Below are 17,466 nucleotides of genomic sequence, written 5' to 3' on the forward strand. Positions count from 1 at the left end.
TGCAGCGCGGCGGCGCGCAGGGCCGGCGCGTTGGCGGCGGCCGCGTCGAGGCTCTGGGCGTAGGTGAGCGGCGCGGCATGGGCGACGCTCGCCAAGCTCAGTCCGGCCAGAAGAGGGAGAATACGCATGGGCGAAAATCCTGGAGGCAGCCGTGAAGGGGCCAGCGCCCCGGCGAGGCGTTTGCAGCCGCGTCGCCGGGGCCGGACGTGACGGGCGAAGACAGGGGATCAGCCCCCGCCCGTCCCACCCGAGCTAGCGAGGCGAGCGGGCCGGTTGGGATGCGCCGTCGACGCCGGCGACGGCGTGCGGCATACAATCGGCCGGCATGTCGCAAACCCACGCGGCGCGTCGGAAGACGTCCTTGGGGTTGGCGGGCGCGGGGGCGGCCTGCAGATGGCCGCAGGCGCGTGGCGCGGCCGCCGAGGCCGTCGCCAGGGAAGCAAGGCTGGCGACGAGCGCCAGCGCGATAATGCGGGGAGACATGAGGGTCATCCTTGAAGATCGGGAAGCCAGCCCGCGCGAGCGCGGGCGATCACACGCGCCCGGCAGGGCGGGCGCGTGAAACGAGCGATGGACGTGGATCGGCCTTTGGGCCGGTCCTAGGCGATCGTTCGTGGAGGCGGATCTTCGGGGATTAGACGGTGCGTGCGACCGCTGGTGTTCGACCAGCTGGTCTCGACGCGATAGCTGACGGTGACCGGGATCGCCGAGCCCTCGCAGGGGGCGGCGACGGACAACGCGCAACTGACCGCGCAGGCCTTGGCGCAATCCTTGGCCGACATGGCCTTGCCGTGGTCGCAGCAAGGATCGGCCTGAGCCGCGTCGTCGCCGGCGTGGGCCATGGCGACCATGGCCATCGCGTCCATGCCGGCCATGTCGCAATCGGCCCGCGCGGCGTTGACCGCCAGCGGACTGAACGCGAGGGCCACGGCGGCCAGGAAAGCGAGCGCATGCCTTAGCATCGGGCAAGCTTAGAGCAGTCGCACGGCGTCGTCATGTACGGACAATCCCTGAACGCGGTTCGCCGCGACCGCGGCGCGGACTGGCGAGGGCTTGGAGCCAAGCCCTGAAAGCTGCCGATCCGGTCCAATACGCACCGGCCCGGATCATCCCTCGACCCTTTCGCGCCATCGCGCCGAATATTTTCAGAAGCGGAACGGGGCCGCCGTTCGCCGGTTTTGGGAGCTTCGAACCCGGCTGGGACATCCGCGCGACGCGACCGTGGCGGCGGCGGCTCCGAGCTCCAGGAGACAGTCATGGCCGAGCAGCACGCGCCGACAAATCATCAACACCACAGGCCCTATCTGCGCTTGGCGGCCATGACCGCCCTGTCGTTCCTGGCCATGTACGTCCTGATGTACGCCATGGTCGACAGGGCCGCGAACATCCATCCAAGCTTCAACCAGGCCTACATGGCCGGCTTGATGACCGCGCCGATGGTGGTGCTCGAACTTCTTCTCATGGGCATGATGTATCCGAGCAAAGGCCTCAACCGCGGCTTGGTCGCGTCCAGCCTCGTCATCGGGGCCTTGTGCTTCGCGGCCATCCGCCAGCAGTGGCTGGTCGGCGACCGCGAATTCCTACGATCGATGATCCCGCATCACGCCGGCGCGATCCTGATGTGCGGCAAGGCACCGGTGAAAGACCCTGAGATCCGGCGCCTCTGCGCGACGATCATCAAGGGGCAGCAGCAGGAGATCGACCAGATGAGTGCGATGCTCGCGCGCCCTCGCTAGGCCTTGGCGCGTCGGCGGCGGTTGTCGAGATTGCGCAGGTCCCGTGCCAAGCGCAACCAGAGCAGGATGACGCCCGTGACGGTGACGAAGAGCGTCAGCGCCGCCGCGGCGATGATCAGAGGATGGTTGAAGTTCTCGCCCGAGGGCCAGTCCATGATGTGCAGGCGCCAGAAGAGGTCGTAAAACCGCCACAGGTTCGAACGGCGTTTGACAGCCTCGCCGGTGTCGGGATCGAGGTAGAGGGTCGTTCCGACCGCGTCATCGAAAGTCACCGCATAGAGAGGTGTTGTCGTGGCCGCCTCCTGCGGGGGGCTCGCCAGGAATTGCGCCCGGCCAGGTTCGCCGCGGCCGACATAGGCCGACTTCGCCGCCGCCGTCGCCTCGTCCGGGGTCAGGCGCGGCAGAGGATGGCCGGACGCCGCGTCGAACACCCGGAGGGCGGACTTGGTCTTCACCAGCCAGACGGCGCCGCGCGGGGTCGCCCGCAGTTCAGCGCCTCGCAACTCACCAGGCCCCAGCGCAAGCTCGGCCAGGGATTTCACCTCGTTGACTGCCATGGGCCGGGCGGTGACCGAGGATGGCGTGTGGTTTTCGCCTCGCACCCACGAGATCGGCAAGACCGTCATCACCAGCCCCCCGACGACCCAAAAGAGCACCTGGATCGCCACCACCAGGCCCACCCACTTGTGGATCTGCAAGGCCGTCTTCAGCATTTGGCTTCCCCCGCGCGCCGTCCGTCGGACACACTACGCGCTAGGAGGCGTCATCCCTCATGTGAGGGATCCGACCGCCGGCTGCGTAGGCAGAGATGTAGAGTCAGGGGATCGGCGATGAGCGACAAGCTCGACGAACTTTTCGAAGCGTTGCGGCGACAACCGCACGCTCAGCTGCACGGCCTGGAAGGTCAGGTCTGGGCGAGGATCGACACCTGGCGCGACGGCCGGCGCGCGGCGAATGCGCTCGCGCCGCTGCGCGCGGCCTCGATCGTCGCGGCCTTGGGCTTGGGCATGGTCGGCGGCAGCCTCGCGGCCAACGCCGCCGCGCGCGCGCCCTCCGAGATCTCCGCGTTTTCGGTCGACGCGCACTTGGCGCCATCGACCCTGTTGGGCGGTCGCTGACATGCGCCGGATCTCGCGCGGCGCCGTGCTGACCGTCGTCCTGGCCCTGCTGGCCGGGGTCGCCGGAGGCTGGCTCGGCTCGGGCCGGTTCCTGCCCAAGCCCCATGCCCAGTCGCTGCATGAGATGGTCCACCACGAATTGAAGCTCAGTCCGGATCAGGATCGCCGGCTTGAGGCGCTCGAACAGGATTTCGCCGTGCGTCGTCGCGCTCGGGAGGCTGAGCTGCGTGCGGCCAACGCCCAGCTGGCCGCCGCCATCCAGGCGCGCCACGAATACGGGCCCGAGGTCGAGGCCGCAGTCGAGCGCTTCCATGCGGCCATGGGAGCGCTGCAGTTGGAGACGGTCCAGCACGTCCTGGCGATGCGCAAGGTGCTGACCCCCGAGCAAGCGGCCAAGTTCGACCGCCGCGTCAGCGAGGCGCTCACGAACGAGACGCCGTGACCACCGGCCTTGGCGAGGATGATGATGGCGCGCTGGCCAGGCGCGCGGCGGCGGGCGACGAGCGCGCCTTCAGCACGCTGATGCGCCGGCACAAGAGCCCCTTGCATGCCTTCGCCCGACGCCATGTCGGCGACCCCGAAGCCGCCCATGAGGTGGTGCAGGAAAGCTTCGTCGCCGCCTGGAAGGCGCTCGATCGCTACGATCCGGCCCGGCCGTTCGGCGCCTGGATGCGGGCGATCGTCCTCAACAAGTGCCGCGACCGGGGGCGGCGCCTGTTGGTTCGCCGGCTGATCCTGGGCGAGCGGTCGATCGACGCGCCCGGCGCGCCCGACCCTGCCGACCCCACGCCAGGCCCGGAGGCGGCGAGCCTGCGCGCCGAGCAATTGACGCGCCTGGAGGCGGCGATCGCGCGTCTTCCCGACCAGCTCAAGGAGCCCCTGATCCTCACCTATCTGGAAGGCTACTCGCAGCAGGACGCCGCGGCGTTCCTGGGCGTCAGCGTCAAGACGATCGAAACGCGCGCCTACCGCGCCCGCAAGCGCCTGGCCGACTGGTTGGTCGACTCCTGACTTTTTTGGCCCGCCGATGAGGGGGGCGAAGTTTCGGCGCGTAGCCACCCTTGAGATCGCGTTGCGGCCGTCATGGCCTGCGCCAGCGCGTCATCGTCAAAGGGCTGTCATGCGTCGATCCAGCGCGGCTTTCGATCGCCGTCGTTTCCTCCAATCGCTCGCCATACTCGGCGGCGGCGCCACGCTCGCGAGCCTCCTGCCGTCCTGGGCGCGCGCGGCGGGCGATCCCGGCCGCGCGCCGGCCGCTCTTTCCGGCGACGACATCAAGCTGACCATCGGCCACACGCCGGTCACGGTGGACGGCAAGGGCGCCCACGCCGTGACGATCAACGGCACGGTTCCAGGGCCGCTGATCCGGCTGAAGGAAGGCCAGCATGTCCGGTTGTCGGTGACCAACACGCTCGACGAGGACACCTCGATCCACTGGCACGGCCTGCTCGTGCCCTTCCAGATGGACGGCGTGCCCGGCGTCACCTTCCCGGGGATCAAGCCGGGCGAGACCTTCGTCTACGAATTCCAGGTCCGGCAGTCGGGGACCTACTGGTACCACAGCCATTCGGGTCTGCAGGAGCAGATGGGCCACTATGGGCCCATCATCATCGACCCGGCCGGTCCTGATCCGGTGGCCTTCGACCGCGAGCACGTCGTGGTGCTGTCGGACTTCAGCCGCCTGCACCCTCACCAGATCTTCAAGAAGCTCAAGCAGCAGAGCGGCGCCTTCAACTACCAGCGCCAGACCATCGGCGGCCTTATGGCCGGCAAGGATCAATCCCTGGCCGAGCGCTTGGACTGGGCCAAGATGCTGATGGACCCGACCGACATTTCCGACGTCACCGGCGCGGCCTACACCTTCCTGGTCAACGGCCACGGCCCTGAAGACAACTGGACGGCGCTGTTCTCACCGGGCGAGCGCGTGCGCCTGAGGTTCATCAATGCCGCGGCCCAATCGGTCTTCAACGTCCGGATTCCCGGCCTGCGCATGACCGTGGTCGCCGCCGACGGCCAGCATGTGCGGCCCGTCGAGATCGACGAGTTCCAGATCGGCAACGCCGAGACCTATGACGTCATCGTCCAACCGACGCAGGACAAGGCTTTCACGATCGTGTCGGAGTCGGTCGACCGCTCCGGGCTGGGCCGCGCCACTCTGGCGCCGCGGCTGGGCATGAGCGCCGAGGTCCCGCCGCTGCGCGAGCGGCCGCTGACCACCATGCGTGACATGGGCATGGATATGGGCGGCATGCAGATGGGCGGCATGGATCACGGGTCCATGGACATGTCCGGCATGGACCACGCGGCCATGGGGCACGGCGCCAAGGCCGCCAGCCCTGCGCCCGGCATGGCGCCGCCGCGCCAGCGCGGAAGCGACGTGATGGGCAAGATGGACATGGGCGGCATGGACATGTCCATGCGCAATCCGGACAACGCGCCACAGGTCAAACTTGGCCCGGGCGTCCAGACCATCGCGCCGATGCCGATGGATCGCACCGGTGAGCCCGGCCAGGGCCTCGAAAGCGTCGGCCACCGGGTGCTGGTCTATCGCGATCTGGCGGCGCTCGAACCGAACCCCGACACCCGCGCCCCGCAGCGATCCCTCGACATCCACCTGACCGGCAACATGGAGCGGTTCATGTGGGGGTTCGACGGGCGCAAGTTCAGCGACCGGCCGCCGCCCTACGCCTTCCGCCACGGCGAGCGGGTCCGGGTCACCCTTATCAACGACACCATGATGGCCCACCCGATCCACCTGCACGGCCACTTCTTCGAACTAGCCTTCGGACCGGCGGGGCACATGCCGCGCAAGCACACGGTCATCGTCCTGCCGGGCGGCCGCGTCAGCTTCGATTTCACCGCCGAGACCGGCGACTGGGCTTTCCACTGCCACATGCTCTACCACATGCACGCGGGGATGTTTCAGGTCTTCAGCGTGCGCGACACCCCCGTGGAGGGCGCGCGATGAAGGCCCCGCTGATCGCCCTCCTGCCGGTCCTTTGGGCGGCCCCGGCCCTGGCCCAGCACGCTGGTCACACCAGCGCGCCCGCCGCGCCGAGTACCAGCCCCAAACCCGCGCCGGCAAGCCCGGCCCCGGCCGCCGACCCCCATGCCGGACACGACATGGGCGCCATGCCGGGCATGGCCATGCCCAAGCCACAGGCCGCGCCGGCGGCCGACCCCCACGCGGGCCATGACATGAGCGCCATGCCCGGCATGGGCGTCCCCGCTCAGTCGGAAAGCCAGGCCGAAGCGATGGGACCGCCGCCTCTGCCTGATCACGAAACGGCCCCGCCGCCGCCGCCCGCCGATCACCTGGCCGACAAGGTCTTTGATCCGGCCGCCATGGACCGGGCTCGCGCCGTGCTTCGGCAGGAGCATGGCGGCGCCCAGGCCTCGCAGGTGATGGTCAATCTCCTCGAATATCAGGCGCGCTCGGGCGGCGACGGCTATCATTGGGATGGCGAGGCCTGGTTCGGCGGCGACCTCAACCGCTTGGTCCTGAAGTCCGAGGGCGAAGGCGACCGCCACGGCGTCGAGGCCGGCGAGGTCCAGGCGCTCTACTCGCGCGCCGTGGGCCTCTACACCGACGTGCAGGTCGGCGTGCGCCAGGACGTCGAGCCCAAGTCACGCACCTACGCCACGGTCGGTTTCGAGACCCTGCTGCCCTACTGGATCGAGGCCGGCGGCGCGCTGTTCCTGTCGAACAAGGGCGACGTGCTCGGCCGGGTCGAAGGGGCGATCGACTGGCGCCTGACCCAGCGCTTGATTCTGCAGCCGCGCGCCGAACTCAACCTCTCGGCCCAGGACATCCCCGAGACCCAGACCGGCTCTGGCCTGTCGGACGCGGAGCTGGGCTTGCGCCTTCGCTACGAAGTTCGTCGCGATTTCGCGCCCTACGTCGGCGTGACGTGGGCCAAGCGCTTCGGGCGGACCGCCGACTACGCGCGCGCCCTGGGGCAAGACGTTTCCGACACCAGTCTCGTTGTCGGCCTGCGAGCCTGGTTCTAGCCCGCCGACGATCCCAAGGAGCCTGCTCATGAAGATACTCACCATCACCGCCGCGACCGCCACGCTTGCGCTTGCCGGTCAGCCCGCCGCCGCCCAGATGGCCGGCATGGACGATCATGCCGGCCACGCAGGCCATGCGGCCGAGGCGAGCGCGGCGGTCGAGGCGGTCGGCGTCGTGCGCGCCATCGACGCCAAGGCCGCCAAGGTCACTCTGGCCCATGAAGCGATCCCGGCGTTGAAGTGGCCGCCGATGACCATGGCCTTCAAGGTCGCTGATCCCGCCCTCCTGAAGGGCCTGAGCGTCGGGACCAAGGTGCGCTTCAAGCTGCAGGGCCAGACCATCGTCGGCCTGACCGCGCTCTAGCGCCCACCGGGCCGGCGCTCGCCGGCCCCAACCATCACCTCGGGGGAGGGACCATGTATCCGGCGGACATCCGTCCGCTCACGTCGTTGCGCATCTGCGCGGCGCTGTGGGTGCTCGTCTATCATTTCCGCAACCACCTGGATCTCGGCCTCGAGCGCTTTGGCCTGGCCGCCAAGGGCTACCTCGGCGTCGACCTCTTCTTCATCCTGTCGGGGTTCATCCTCAGCCACGTCTATACACGCGCCTGGGCCGAGCGCCGGTTCAACTACGGCTCCTTTCTATGGGCGCGTCTGGCGCGGGTCTATCCCGTCCACTTGGTCACCCTGGCCGCGACGATCGCCATCTGGCTCGCAGCCCTGAAGCTGGGGGTCCGCTTCGATCCCCAGGCGTTCGACCCGCGCATGCTCCCCCAGCACCTGTTGCTGGTGCATGCCTGGGGCACGACGCCCACCGTGCAGTGGAACTTCCCCTCTTGGTCGATCTCGGCTGAGTGGTTCGCCTACCTCGGCTTTCCGGTCGCGGCCGTCGCCTCGGTGTCGCTGAGGCGTCGGCCACGCCTCTTCGTCCTCGCCGTGCTCGCCCTGTTCGTCGCCATGTTCCTGACGGCCCAGGGGCGCGGGGTGCTGTTCACCGACATGAGCGCCCAGATCGGCGCCTTGCGGATCATCCCGGCCTTCCTGATGGGCGCGGCCCTGCATCGCTTGGGATCGAGCCTGAGCCTGCCGGCCGGCACGGCCGGATTCGGCGCGCTCGCCGCGACGGCCTGGGTGGCGATCGCCGCCAGCCTGCGACTGAGCGATCTCTATATCTGGCCGGCTCTGGCGATGCTGATCTTCTGCCTGGCCGAGACGTCCAAGGCCGCGAAGCCAGGCGCGATGTCGGCGCCGGCGCTCGTCTATCTCGGCGAGGTCTCCTACAGCCTCTACATGGTCCACCTTCCAGTCGACATCGTCTATTTCCACGCCCTGGAAAGGCTGGCGCCAAGCCTGTCCGGCGCGGGGATCGCCTTGGCCTGGGCCGGAGCTTTCGTGGCCTGTCAGCTGGCCGCGATGGTCGCCTACCATCTTGTCGAACGGCCGGCGCGTAACTGGTTGCGGGGGCGCGATCCCTTCGCGCGGCGCCCCACGCCCGAGCCGGCGCACGAACCGGTGCTCTGAACGTTGCGGCTATTGCGCGCTGATCGGCGCGAGACGCCCAAGCCAGGCGACCACGGCGACAAGCGCCATCGCCGCGCTCAGTTCCAGCACGAGACTGCGCCGCAGCGCCTTGACCGCCGTGCTGGGGGGCGCCAGCTCGACCAGGGCTTCGCGCAGGGCCGGGGTCAGGCGAAACCGGTTGGCGGCGGCCAGCACGACCATGGCGCCGAAGAGAACGAGCTTGAGAAGCAGAAGAAGCCCGTAGGGCGTGCGGACCAGAGCCGCAACGCCCATGGGCCCGACGAGGAACCAGCTGTTGATCAGGCCGCTGGCGACCAGCACGGCGACGACGCCCGAACCGATGCCCGAAAAGCCCGCCAAGGCGGCATGGAAGGTCGGCGCCTGTCGCGCGTCACGCCGACTGACCCCGGCCAGCCCGAGAAAGAACACCAGGGCGCCGACCCACACGGCGGCCGCCGCGAGGTGGGCGATGTCGGCCGCCAGGTGCAGGCCCCCGCCCGGACCCTCCGTGGCCGCGCCATGACCCATCCAGGCCATGCTCGCCGCTGCGACGGCGCCGAGCGCTGACGCGGCGATCCAGGCGGCCCGGCCGGGCGGCGCGAGCAGAAGCACGTGCAGCGCCACGACCGCGGCCAGGGCCCGCGCGAGTGAGGCTGCGCCCATCGCCATCTCGCTGATCACCGAGGTCAGGATCGAGGGATCCAGCGCCGCAGAAAGCGACCCAGCGACCACGGCCGTTTGCAGCACAAGACCCAGGAGACTGGCCACGACCAGCAACGCGGCGCAGCCCGCCAGAAGCCGACGCGGCCAGCCCAGCGCCACGGCGCTGGACGGACCCGCGGCCGGCAGGGCGTAGAGCGCGAAGAGCGCACCGCCCGCCAGGACGAAGCTCGTCACATATTGCGCCCAGCGAACGAGGACGACCGCGGTCTCCATCGGCTACTTCACCGTGAAGGTCAGGGTTCCATCCATGCGGTGGCCGTCATCGGCGGCGGCCGCATGCCAGGTGAGCTTGTAGGCGCCCGCCATCAGCCGACCCTTGGGCACGCCCGTGATCGTCTTGTGGTCGGCCGAGACGGTGGTCTTGACCGACGTCTTCATCCCGTCGGCCATGGCCAGCTCGAAGCTCGAGAAGGCCGGGGCGAGCTTTTCATTGAAGGTCAGGCGGATCGTCTTGGGTGCGGCGACCGTGGCGTTGGCCGCGGGGTCGGAGGCCACCAGCTTGGCGTGGGCGCTGGCCTGGCCGCCGGCCAGGATCGAGGCCGACAGAACGGCGGTGGCGAGGAAAGCGCGATAGGTCATGGGGCGGGTCCTGTTGAAGGGCGACTTTGTCCTAAGTCCCTACGCGGGCGGCGGCCCAACCCCTCAACAACGCCCGCGCCATTCAGCGCCTAAAGCCGCACCGCCCGGAGGCGCAGCGCGTTGCCGACGACGCTGACCGAGGACAGGGCCATGGCCGCCGCCGCGATCGCGGGCGACAGAAGCCAGCCGAACACGGGATAGAGCACCCCCGCCGCGATCGGCACGCCCGCGACATTGTAAGCGAACGCGAAGAACAGGTTTTGCCGGATGTTGCCCATCACCGCCCGCGAGAGGCGCCGGGCCTTGACCAGGCCCTCCAGGTCCCCGTGCAGCAGCGTGACCCCCGCGCTCTCGATGGCGACGTCCGAGCCCGCGCCCATGGCGACGCCGACCTCGGCCGCCGCCAGGGCCGGCGCGTCGTTGACGCCATCGCCCGCCATGGCGACCTTGCGGCCTTCGGCCCGCAGGCGCTTGACCACGGCGGCCTTCTCGTCGGGCAGGACGTCGGCCTCGACCTCGTCGATGCCCAGCCGCTTGGCGACGGCCTGGGCGGTCGTGCGGTTGTCGCCGGTCAGCATGACCACGCGCACGCCGTCCGCCTTCAGGGCTTCGACGGCTTTCTGGGTGGTCGGCTTGACCGGGTCGGCGATGGCCAGCACGGCGGCGACCGCTCCGTCGATGGCGACATAGATCGCCGTGGCGCCGTCCTGGCGCAGCGCGTCGGCCTGGTCGGCGAGCGGCGCCGACGCCACGCCTTGCTCGTCCAGGAAGCGGGCCGAGCCGATCGCCAGGACGCGCCCCTCGACCTTGCCGACCACGCCCTTGCCCACGGGCGAGTCGAAGTCTTCGGGATGCGACAGCGGCAGCTCCCGCGCCGCCGCGGCTCGGACGATCGCGTCGGCCAGCGGATGCTCGCTGGCCCGCTCCAGGCTGGCGGCCAGGCGCAGGATCTCCTCCTCCGTGAACCCCGCCGCCGGGCGGATCGCCGTGACGGCCGGTCGACCTTCGGTAAGCGTGCCGGTCTTGTCGACGACGAGGGTGTCGATCTTCTCGAAGCGCTCCAGGGCCTCGGCGTTCTTGATCAGGACGCCGGCGGCCGCGCCGCGGCCGACACCGACCATGATCGAGATCGGCGTGGCCAGCCCCAGGGCGCAGGGACAGGCGATGATCAGGACCGAGACCGCCGCCACCAGCGCGAAGGCCATGCTCGGCGGCGGACCGAACGCCGCCCACGCGCCGAAGGCGATCAGGGCGACGAGCATGACGGCCGGCACGAACCAGCCCGATACCCGGTCGGCCATCCGCTGGATCGGCGCACGGCTGCGCTGGGCCTCGGCCACCATCGCCACGATTTGCGAGAGCAAGGTGTCGGCGCCGACGTTGTCGGCGATCATCAGGAAGGAGCCCGTCTTGTTCAGCGCGCCGCCGATCACCTTGTCGCCCGGCGATTTGTGGACCGGCATGGACTCGCCCGTCACCAGCGACTCGTCAACCGAGGCCTCGCCCATCAGCACCCGGCCGTCGACGGGGATCTTCTCGCCGGGGCGGACGCGCAGGTGGAAGCCGACCTGGATCTCCTCGACGGGAATTTCGAAATCCTCGCCGTCGAACATGCGGCGCGCGGTCTTGGGCGACAGGTCCAGCAGGGCCTTGATCGCGCCAGAGGTGTTCTCGCGGGCGCGCAGCTCAAGCACCTGGCCCAGCAGCACCAGGACCGTGATCACCGCGGCGGCCTCGAAATAGATCGGCGTCGAGCCGTCGGGACGGCGGAAGGCGACCGGGAAGAGCTGAGGCGCGAGGGTGGCGACCACGCTGTAGGTCCAGGCCACGCCGATACCCATCGCGATCAGCGTGAACATGTTGAGCTGACGCGTCGCCAGCGAGCGCGCGCCGCGCTCGAAGAAGGGCCAGCCGCAGCCCAGAACCACGGGCGTGGCCAAGGCCAATTGGACCCAATTTGACACCCCTGGCGTCAGGTGAAGCGCCATCAGTCCGACGTGGCCGCCCATTTCCAGCGCGAAGACGGGCAAGGCCAGGGCCAGGCCGATCCAGAACCGGATCGTCATGTCGCGCAGTTCGGGATTGGGTCCGCTGTCGGCGGTGACGGTCAGCGGCTCCAGGGCCATGCCGCAGATCGGGCAGCTGCCCGGGCCGGACCGCCGGATCTCTGGGTGCATCGGGCAAGTATAGATCGCGCCCGGCGTGGCCTTAGACGACGCGGCCGTCGGCGTGGCAGCGCCTTGCAGGTAACGTTCGGGCTCGGCGTCGAACTTGCGAGCGCAGCCGGTGGAGCAGAAGTGGTAGTGCTGGCCCGCGTTAAGCCGGTGCTCTGGGGCGGTGGCCGGATCCACGCTCATGCCGCAGACGGGATCGCGATGCTCGCCGGCCGGGACACCAGGGTGATGGCCATGGTGCGAGTTCGAACCGGTCATCACTTTTCTCCATGCGATACACGATCATTCGCAATACGCATGGCTCGAAGCTATCCCTCGTTGCGCTGGATCAAACGGCGGCGGCTACTGTCGGCTTTTCAATTGTCGGAGCAGCCGATTTGGCTCGCTACCCAGTTGGCGTCCCTCCCTGGCCGGTCGCCATTTCCGATAATCTTTGTTAGACGCCATTTCTTGAGTGATTTCAAATAGTTAATTCGCCGCGCGATATGCGCCCTCACAACCTCGGACCGCCGCGAGGAATCTTGCTGAGCGCCAGGGCGACCACGGCGAGCGCCGCGAGGCAAACGACAATGGCGCCACCTGGGCCTACGGCCGCAGTGACGATGGCAGAGATCAGTTCCGTCTGGGACATTCAGCGACCTTTCCGTTTCCCCGACGATCGGCGCGGTGGCCGCGCGTGTCAGGGTCGCTTCGATAGCCCCTGGTTTAGCGTCACGACCATACATGCGCGCTGCTGGTCCGTTGTGCCGCTCCGGCTCCACAACACCGCAGCAGACCGACGAGGCCACTTTCAGATCGCTCAACCGACGGGAATTTCGGTTTGCTGATGGCCTGGAAGAGTTGCAAAGCAGTGGCATTGAAGGGTCGCACGCCGGGAGGGGCGCATGCACATCGCCAAGCTGAAGCTTTGGAACTTTCGAAGCTTCGCCTCGCTTCATCCTGATCTAGAGGACTTGGCCGGGCCCTGCCCGGTCGAGGTCGACCTGGAAGCGGCTACTAATGTCTTCATCGGTCGTAACGGTGCGGGCAAGAGCTCGCTGATCCAGGCCTTGCTGCGCTTGTTCGGCGAGACGCGCGACGAGCGAAGCGTGCAGCCGGCGGACTTTTTCGTGCCACCTGGACAGCGTCTTGAGAGCGTGACCGAGCGGCGCCTCTTCATCGAGGCGACCTTCTATTTTCCCGAGCTGGTGGATGGTGGCGCTGCTGCTGAAAAGACGGTTCCGCCGACGTTCCGTCACATGATTGTCGAGAAGGCCGGCGGGCCGCCCACGGCCACGGTGCGCCTGGAAGCGGCCTGGCAGCTGGCCGGGACGCTTGATGGCGTGGTCGAGGAGGCGCTCTACTGGATCCTGGGATCGGGTCCGGTGGAGTTCGGCGACGTCGATCCACTGCGTAAGAAGAAGGTCGCCGCCAGCGATCGCGGCCAAGTCCTGGTTCGATACGTCCCGGCGTCTCGCGACGTGACGGCCCTGACCCAGTTGACGGTGCGCAGCCTGGGCAAGAGCCTGATGAAGGCGGTGAAGTGGGAGAAAAAGGCCAAGATCGATGCGCTCATCGCCGAGGCGTCCAAAGAACTCGACCAAGAAGCCGCGCTCGGGCAAGTCAACGCCGCCATCAACGCTTGCTGGTCTCAGCTGAACACGGCCGAGACCGGCACGACCGCCGCGTTGTCCATCCTGGCTCCGGATCTGCAACAGATCGTCAGGGCGGCGACCATGATGCTGACCCCCTCCTCGCTAGGCCGGGTTATGGGCGTGGAGGATCTCAGCGACGGTCAGCGGTCGCTGTTCCACTTCGCGCTAGTCAAAGCCCTTCTCGATTTGAAGCTAAGCCTGGAGAAGTCGGCCGCCGCTGGGGACGAGATCGCCTTCCAGGACGAGTTCGCCCGTGCGCCGACCCTGACGGTCTTTGCATTCGAGGAACCGGAGAACCACCTGGCGCCGTATTTCCTGTCGCGGCTGCTGACACAACTCGAGGCGTTGACTGGCACCGGACGTGTCCAAGGTGTCGTCACCAGTCATGCGCCGGCCATCGTGGGTCGGATCGAGCCAACTGCGATCCGCCATGTTCGTCGCACCCATGCCACCGGTGCCTCGACGATCTCGCGCTTGGCCCTGCCGGAAGGAGATGCGGAGGCGTCGAAATTCGTGCGTGAGGCTGTCCGCGCCCATCCAGAAATCTATTTCGCCCGCCATGCCATCTTCGGCGAGGGCCCCTCAGAGGAGATCGTCATCCCCCGTCTGGCCGAGGCGTTGGGCGTGCCGATCGACCGGTCGTTCGTGGCGATCGTGCCGATAGGCGGACGCCACATCCAGCACTTCTGGCGACTCGTTGAACAGCTGGGCATCCCGAGCACAACCCTGCTGGACCTGGACCTTGGTCGCAGCAGCGGTGACTTCCAACAGTTCAAAGCTGCGGCGTCCGCCCTAAAGGCGTCTGCGCGCAAACTGACGGATGTCGAGAAGGGCGACATTGAAAAGGCGTTCGCCAACCAGCGACCCGACCCCGCCAAGGGCGGCGTAATCGACGTCCCATTCACCGAGAATTGGGCCAAGGCCTTCGAGTCGCAGGGGATCTTCATGTCTTCTCTGCTCGACCTAGACATGCTGATGCTCAAGGCGTTCCCCAAGGCCTATAAGACCCTGCCGGCGGGGGCGACGGGTCCACGCACGCCCGAGGACGCGACGCGCCAGCTCAGGGCGGCGGAACGGGTGCTAGGCGAAGATGGTCTTGGCGTGGCGGCCTACGCCGGCGCATCCGAGATGTCCCTGTTCCCCTGGTACGCCTATCTTTTCCTGGGAGACCGTGGAAAGCCGGCCGTTCATCTGGCCGCGCTAGGCGAACTTGATGATATCGACATCGAACTGTCGTGCCCCGGCGTCCTCCAACGGCTGATCGCTCATGTGCGCGCCTCGCTTGAGACGCCGCTCGCATGATCGAACGCACGGCTTGGAAACCGATCGGCGTCACGGCCATGGAGGCTGCGGCGCTTGATGCGGTGAAGGTGAGAGGCAGCGCGCTGGTCGTCGCAGGGCCCGGCACCGGCAAGACCGAGCTTCTGGGGCAACGCGCGGGTTATCTGTTGCAAACGGGAACGTGCGCGTTTCCGAGGCGGATCCTGGCCATCAGCTTCAAGCGCGACGCGGCCAGCAACCTGCGGGATCGGGTTGAGCGCCGGTGTGGTCCGGCGCTCGCTCGCCAAATGGACTCCTTGACCTTCGACGCCTTCGCCAAGCAGATCCTGGACCGCTTCTGGCGCGCCCTGCCGCCGCATCTGGCCTTCGGCGGCGCCTACGGCATCGCACCGTTCTTCAGTAAGGACACCTTCAACGAGCTCCAGCGCTCGGCGGCGTCCGGCTTGCAGACCGAAGGGCATCCAGCGCATTGGGCCAGGACGCAGCTGAACGTGAATGCGACGGAGAATGGAATCTATGGCGTCAATCTCGACGCCTTCAACAAGGCCATCCAGACCCTGCGACTGGAGCCCCTCACCGTCACCGATCACGCCCAGTTCCTGCAAGTGGTTCAGCTGCGGACGACCCTGACCAGCCCGGCGCCGCACCTGGGCTTTCCAATGATCGGTCGCCTGGCCCAGGCCATCGTCGCCAGCAATCCGCAGATCCGGCGCGCGCTGTGCGCGACCTACGGTCACGTCTTCCTCGACGAGTTCCAGGACACGACCTCTGTCCAGTACGATCTGATCGCGACGATCTTCAAGGGCATGACCGCGTCACTGGTGGCCGTGGGCGACGACAAGCAGCGGATCATGGGTTGGGCGGGGGCTCGCGATGACGTCTTCGCGGCCTTCTCGACCGATTTCCTCGGTGGGCCCGATGATCTTGCGCGGGTGGTCCTGACCCAGAACTTCCGCAGCAACCAGCGGATCGTGACGATTCTCAACACCCTGAAGCAGCGGCTGGCGCCGACCGAGCCCGATTTCATCGCGGCCAGACCGGCGCCGGCACTTCCCGACGAAGAGATCTGCGCGGTCCTGGTCGCCCAGGATGAGGATGGAGAGGCTGCGGCCGTCGCCACCCAGGTGGCCAAGTCGGTCGCCGAGGGCGTCGATCCGCGCCATATCGGCCTCCTAGTTAGGCAGAAGGCGATCGACTGGGAGCCACGACTGGCTAAGGCGTTTGCCGCCGCGGGAGTGGCGTTCCGTAACGAGGATCGGGACGTTGGCGGCGCGACGATCCAAGACCTGATGACTGAAGCCTATCCGCGCGTCCTAGTAGACTTCCTGGAGCTTCTCACCCGCCGGCACGGCGGGGTCCTGTGGACAGCGGCCCTTGGTCATCTGGCGATGGTTTCAGGCCTCATCCAGGATGACGATCCGGATACCGAGCGCGCCCTGGCGCTATCGCTGGCAACCTTCCACGACGCTCATCGGCTCCAGGGCGTCGCCTCCTCGGCGGGGCTCCAGCAAGCGATCACCGACATCGAGCACTTCCTGCATCTGGATCGCTTGAAGTCGATCTCACCCCAATACGCGACCGGCGATTTCTTCGAGCGCATTCGCGCGGCCACCAAGGCCTTCTTACTTGAGGGCGCGACGAGTGGCGGAACCTGGACGCAGCTACTCGAGCGGTTCCGGGGAGCGGGTCAGGTTCCGCTCCTCACCATCACTAAGAGCAAGGGTCTCGAGTACAGCCTGGTGATCTTGCTGGGTCTGAATGACGATCAGTGGTGGAGTTTCTCGAAAAACCCTGCGGAGGGGCGATCAGTGTTCTTCGTGGCGGCGTCACGGGCGCGCGACAGGTTGCTGATGACGCGCTGCGGCTATGACGGAAGCAGCAAGATCGCGGAGATCTTTCAGGCCTTGGACGAGGTAGGCGTCAAGGCGCGAGCAGTATGACTGCGACCCAATCTGGCAATATAGCACAATTATTAGACCATTATTTCCGACGGAAGGGCACGACGTCGCCGGCTTGAAGCATGGGCGGGCGGCTTGTGGGCTTCAATCGAACGACCTCGGCCGGGTCGCGGTCGAACCAGCCCTGCGGCAGGCCGACGAGATTGGTGATGTCGTCCGGGGCGATTGTGAACTCGACGGCGAGTAGGTCAGCCTTCGTGCGCACGCGCTCATCGATGATCAACTGCAGCGCTTCGCGCAGGACGCGTGGCTTGCTCGGTTCCCATTGCCGGTCCAGCGGCTCTTCCTTGGTCCAGCCCTTGGCCGAGTGAAGCTTGTACATCTGGGTGGCGTACTCGGGCGAGATCAGCTGCATGTCGGCCAGACGCCGGATCTGCGCCTTGACGGAGACGCGCCACCGCTCCTTGAGCAGCAGCAGTTGGGCGAGCGAGGCGGACTTGACCTCCAGCGGATAGGTGGCCGCCGGCATCAGGAAGGCGCTGGCCAAGCGGAAGGCCTGGGCCTCGATGGCCTTCAGGTCGGTCTGGAATTCTTCTTCCGAAACACCGCGATGCAGCAGGGCGTGCGCCATTTCGTGGGCGGCGTCCATTTGTCGACGCGGGAACGACATCTTGTCGGTGGCCAGCAGAATATGGGGGCGGCCGTCGATCGGCGACCAGCTGCACAAGCCGTCGAGCTTGGCCGTGCCCATCTCGATCGTACCGACCACGAAACCCACCCGTTCCGAACGC

Annotated in this window: 17 protein-coding genes; 10 read left to right on the forward strand and 7 right to left on the reverse strand. The window is 67.6% G+C overall.

Features of this window, described 5'->3' with window-relative positions:
- Nucleotides 1-252 precede the first annotated feature (252 nt).
- Together FCU40_RS19195 and FCU40_RS19200 are read right to left on the reverse strand one after the other, a co-directional pair.
- Nucleotides 253-483 carry a hypothetical protein gene (locus FCU40_RS19195; protein ID WP_241693648.1) on the reverse strand — a complete coding sequence of 77 codons (231 nt, stop codon included), beginning with the start codon at nucleotides 481-483 and terminating at the stop codon, nucleotides 253-255.
- A gap of 116 nt (nucleotides 484-599) precedes the next feature.
- Entirely contained in the window at nucleotides 600-962 is a 363-nt protein-coding gene (locus FCU40_RS19200) for a hypothetical protein (RefSeq protein ID WP_168077106.1), read from the reverse strand.
- A gap of 294 nt (nucleotides 963-1,256) precedes the next feature.
- Here FCU40_RS19200 and FCU40_RS19205 point away from each other — a divergent pair, with 294 nt between their 5' ends.
- Entirely contained in the window at nucleotides 1,257-1,736 is a 480-nt protein-coding gene (locus FCU40_RS19205) for a DUF305 domain-containing protein (RefSeq protein WP_168077108.1), read from the forward strand.
- Here the strand turns inward: FCU40_RS19205 and FCU40_RS19210 are convergent.
- Nucleotides 1,733-2,449 carry a PepSY domain-containing protein gene (locus FCU40_RS19210; protein WP_168077110.1) on the reverse strand — a complete coding sequence of 239 codons (717 nt, stop codon included), beginning with the start codon at nucleotides 2,447-2,449 and terminating at the stop codon, nucleotides 1,733-1,735. The two genes, FCU40_RS19205 and FCU40_RS19210, sit on opposite strands and share 4 nt — an antisense overlap.
- A 117-nt stretch (nucleotides 2,450-2,566) precedes the next feature.
- On the opposite strand from FCU40_RS19210, the gene FCU40_RS19215 reads away from it, so the two are divergent.
- The 7 genes from FCU40_RS19215 (at nucleotide 2,567) to FCU40_RS19245 (ending at nucleotide 8,386) form a co-directional block, all read left to right on the forward strand.
- Nucleotides 2,567-2,854 carry a hypothetical protein gene (locus tag FCU40_RS19215; protein ID WP_168077113.1) on the forward strand — a complete coding sequence of 96 codons (288 nt, stop codon included), beginning with the start codon at nucleotides 2,567-2,569 and terminating at the stop codon, nucleotides 2,852-2,854.
- 1 nt (nucleotide 2,855) lies between these two features.
- A complete protein-coding gene (locus tag FCU40_RS19220) occupies nucleotides 2,856-3,296 on the forward strand; it encodes a periplasmic heavy metal sensor (protein ID WP_168077115.1) in 441 nt (146 codons plus the stop codon).
- The gene (locus FCU40_RS19225; protein WP_168077117.1) at nucleotides 3,293-3,865 is read left to right on the forward strand and encodes an RNA polymerase sigma factor; all 573 of its coding nucleotides are present in this window, start codon (nucleotides 3,293-3,295) and stop codon (nucleotides 3,863-3,865) included. The genes FCU40_RS19220 and FCU40_RS19225 overlap by 4 nt, the downstream gene beginning before the upstream one ends.
- A gap of 109 nt (nucleotides 3,866-3,974) precedes the next feature.
- Entirely contained in the window at nucleotides 3,975-5,822 is a 1,848-nt protein-coding gene (locus FCU40_RS19230; RefSeq protein ID WP_168077119.1) for a copper resistance system multicopper oxidase, read from the forward strand.
- Nucleotides 5,819-6,865, forward strand: a complete 1,047-nt coding sequence (locus tag FCU40_RS19235) for a copper resistance protein B (RefSeq protein WP_168077121.1) — start codon at nucleotides 5,819-5,821, stop codon at nucleotides 6,863-6,865. The genes FCU40_RS19230 and FCU40_RS19235 overlap by 4 nt, the downstream gene beginning before the upstream one ends.
- Before the next feature lie 28 nt (nucleotides 6,866-6,893).
- The gene (locus FCU40_RS19240) at nucleotides 6,894-7,229 is read left to right on the forward strand and encodes a copper-binding protein (RefSeq protein WP_168077123.1); all 336 of its coding nucleotides are present in this window, start codon (nucleotides 6,894-6,896) and stop codon (nucleotides 7,227-7,229) included.
- A 53-nt stretch (nucleotides 7,230-7,282) separates the two neighbouring features.
- A complete protein-coding gene (locus tag FCU40_RS19245; RefSeq protein ID WP_168077125.1) occupies nucleotides 7,283-8,386 on the forward strand; it encodes an acyltransferase in 1,104 nt (367 codons plus the stop codon).
- Nucleotides 8,387-8,395: 9 nt separating this feature from the next.
- Here the strand turns inward: FCU40_RS19245 and copD are convergent, their stop codons facing one another.
- From copD to FCU40_RS19260, 3 genes are all read right to left on the reverse strand, one after another.
- Nucleotides 8,396-9,322, reverse strand: coding sequence for a copper homeostasis membrane protein CopD (copD, locus tag FCU40_RS19250; protein WP_168077127.1), 927 nt, complete (start codon nucleotides 9,320-9,322; stop codon nucleotides 8,396-8,398).
- Between the two features lie 3 nt (nucleotides 9,323-9,325).
- On the reverse strand, nucleotides 9,326-9,688 hold the full coding sequence (gene copC, locus FCU40_RS19255) for a copper homeostasis periplasmic binding protein CopC (protein ID WP_168077130.1): 363 nt from the start codon (nucleotides 9,686-9,688) through the stop codon (nucleotides 9,326-9,328).
- An 89-nt stretch (nucleotides 9,689-9,777) separates the two neighbouring features.
- The gene (locus FCU40_RS19260) at nucleotides 9,778-12,120 is read right to left on the reverse strand and encodes a heavy metal translocating P-type ATPase (RefSeq protein WP_168077132.1); all 2,343 of its coding nucleotides are present in this window, start codon (nucleotides 12,118-12,120) and stop codon (nucleotides 9,778-9,780) included.
- A gap of 626 nt (nucleotides 12,121-12,746) precedes the next feature.
- Between FCU40_RS19260 and FCU40_RS19265 the strand changes: the two genes are divergently transcribed.
- A complete protein-coding gene (locus tag FCU40_RS19265) occupies nucleotides 12,747-14,798 on the forward strand; it encodes a TOPRIM nucleotidyl transferase/hydrolase domain-containing protein (protein ID WP_168077134.1) in 2,052 nt (683 codons plus the stop codon).
- Nucleotides 14,795-16,717, forward strand: coding sequence for an ATP-dependent helicase (locus tag FCU40_RS19270; protein ID WP_168077136.1), 1,923 nt, complete (start codon nucleotides 14,795-14,797; stop codon nucleotides 16,715-16,717). The genes FCU40_RS19265 and FCU40_RS19270 overlap by 4 nt, the downstream gene beginning before the upstream one ends.
- Nucleotides 16,718-16,757: 40 nt before the next feature.
- Here the strand turns inward: FCU40_RS19270 and FCU40_RS19275 are convergent.
- Nucleotides 16,758-17,466, reverse strand: a 709-nt coding sequence (locus FCU40_RS19275) for an ImmA/IrrE family metallo-endopeptidase (protein WP_168077146.1), incomplete at its 5' end; no start/stop codon positions are given.

It is taken from the genome of Caulobacter sp. SSI4214, assembly GCF_012184455.1.
GTDB classification, from domain to species: Bacteria; Pseudomonadota; Alphaproteobacteria; order Caulobacterales; family Caulobacteraceae; genus Caulobacter; species Caulobacter vibrioides_E.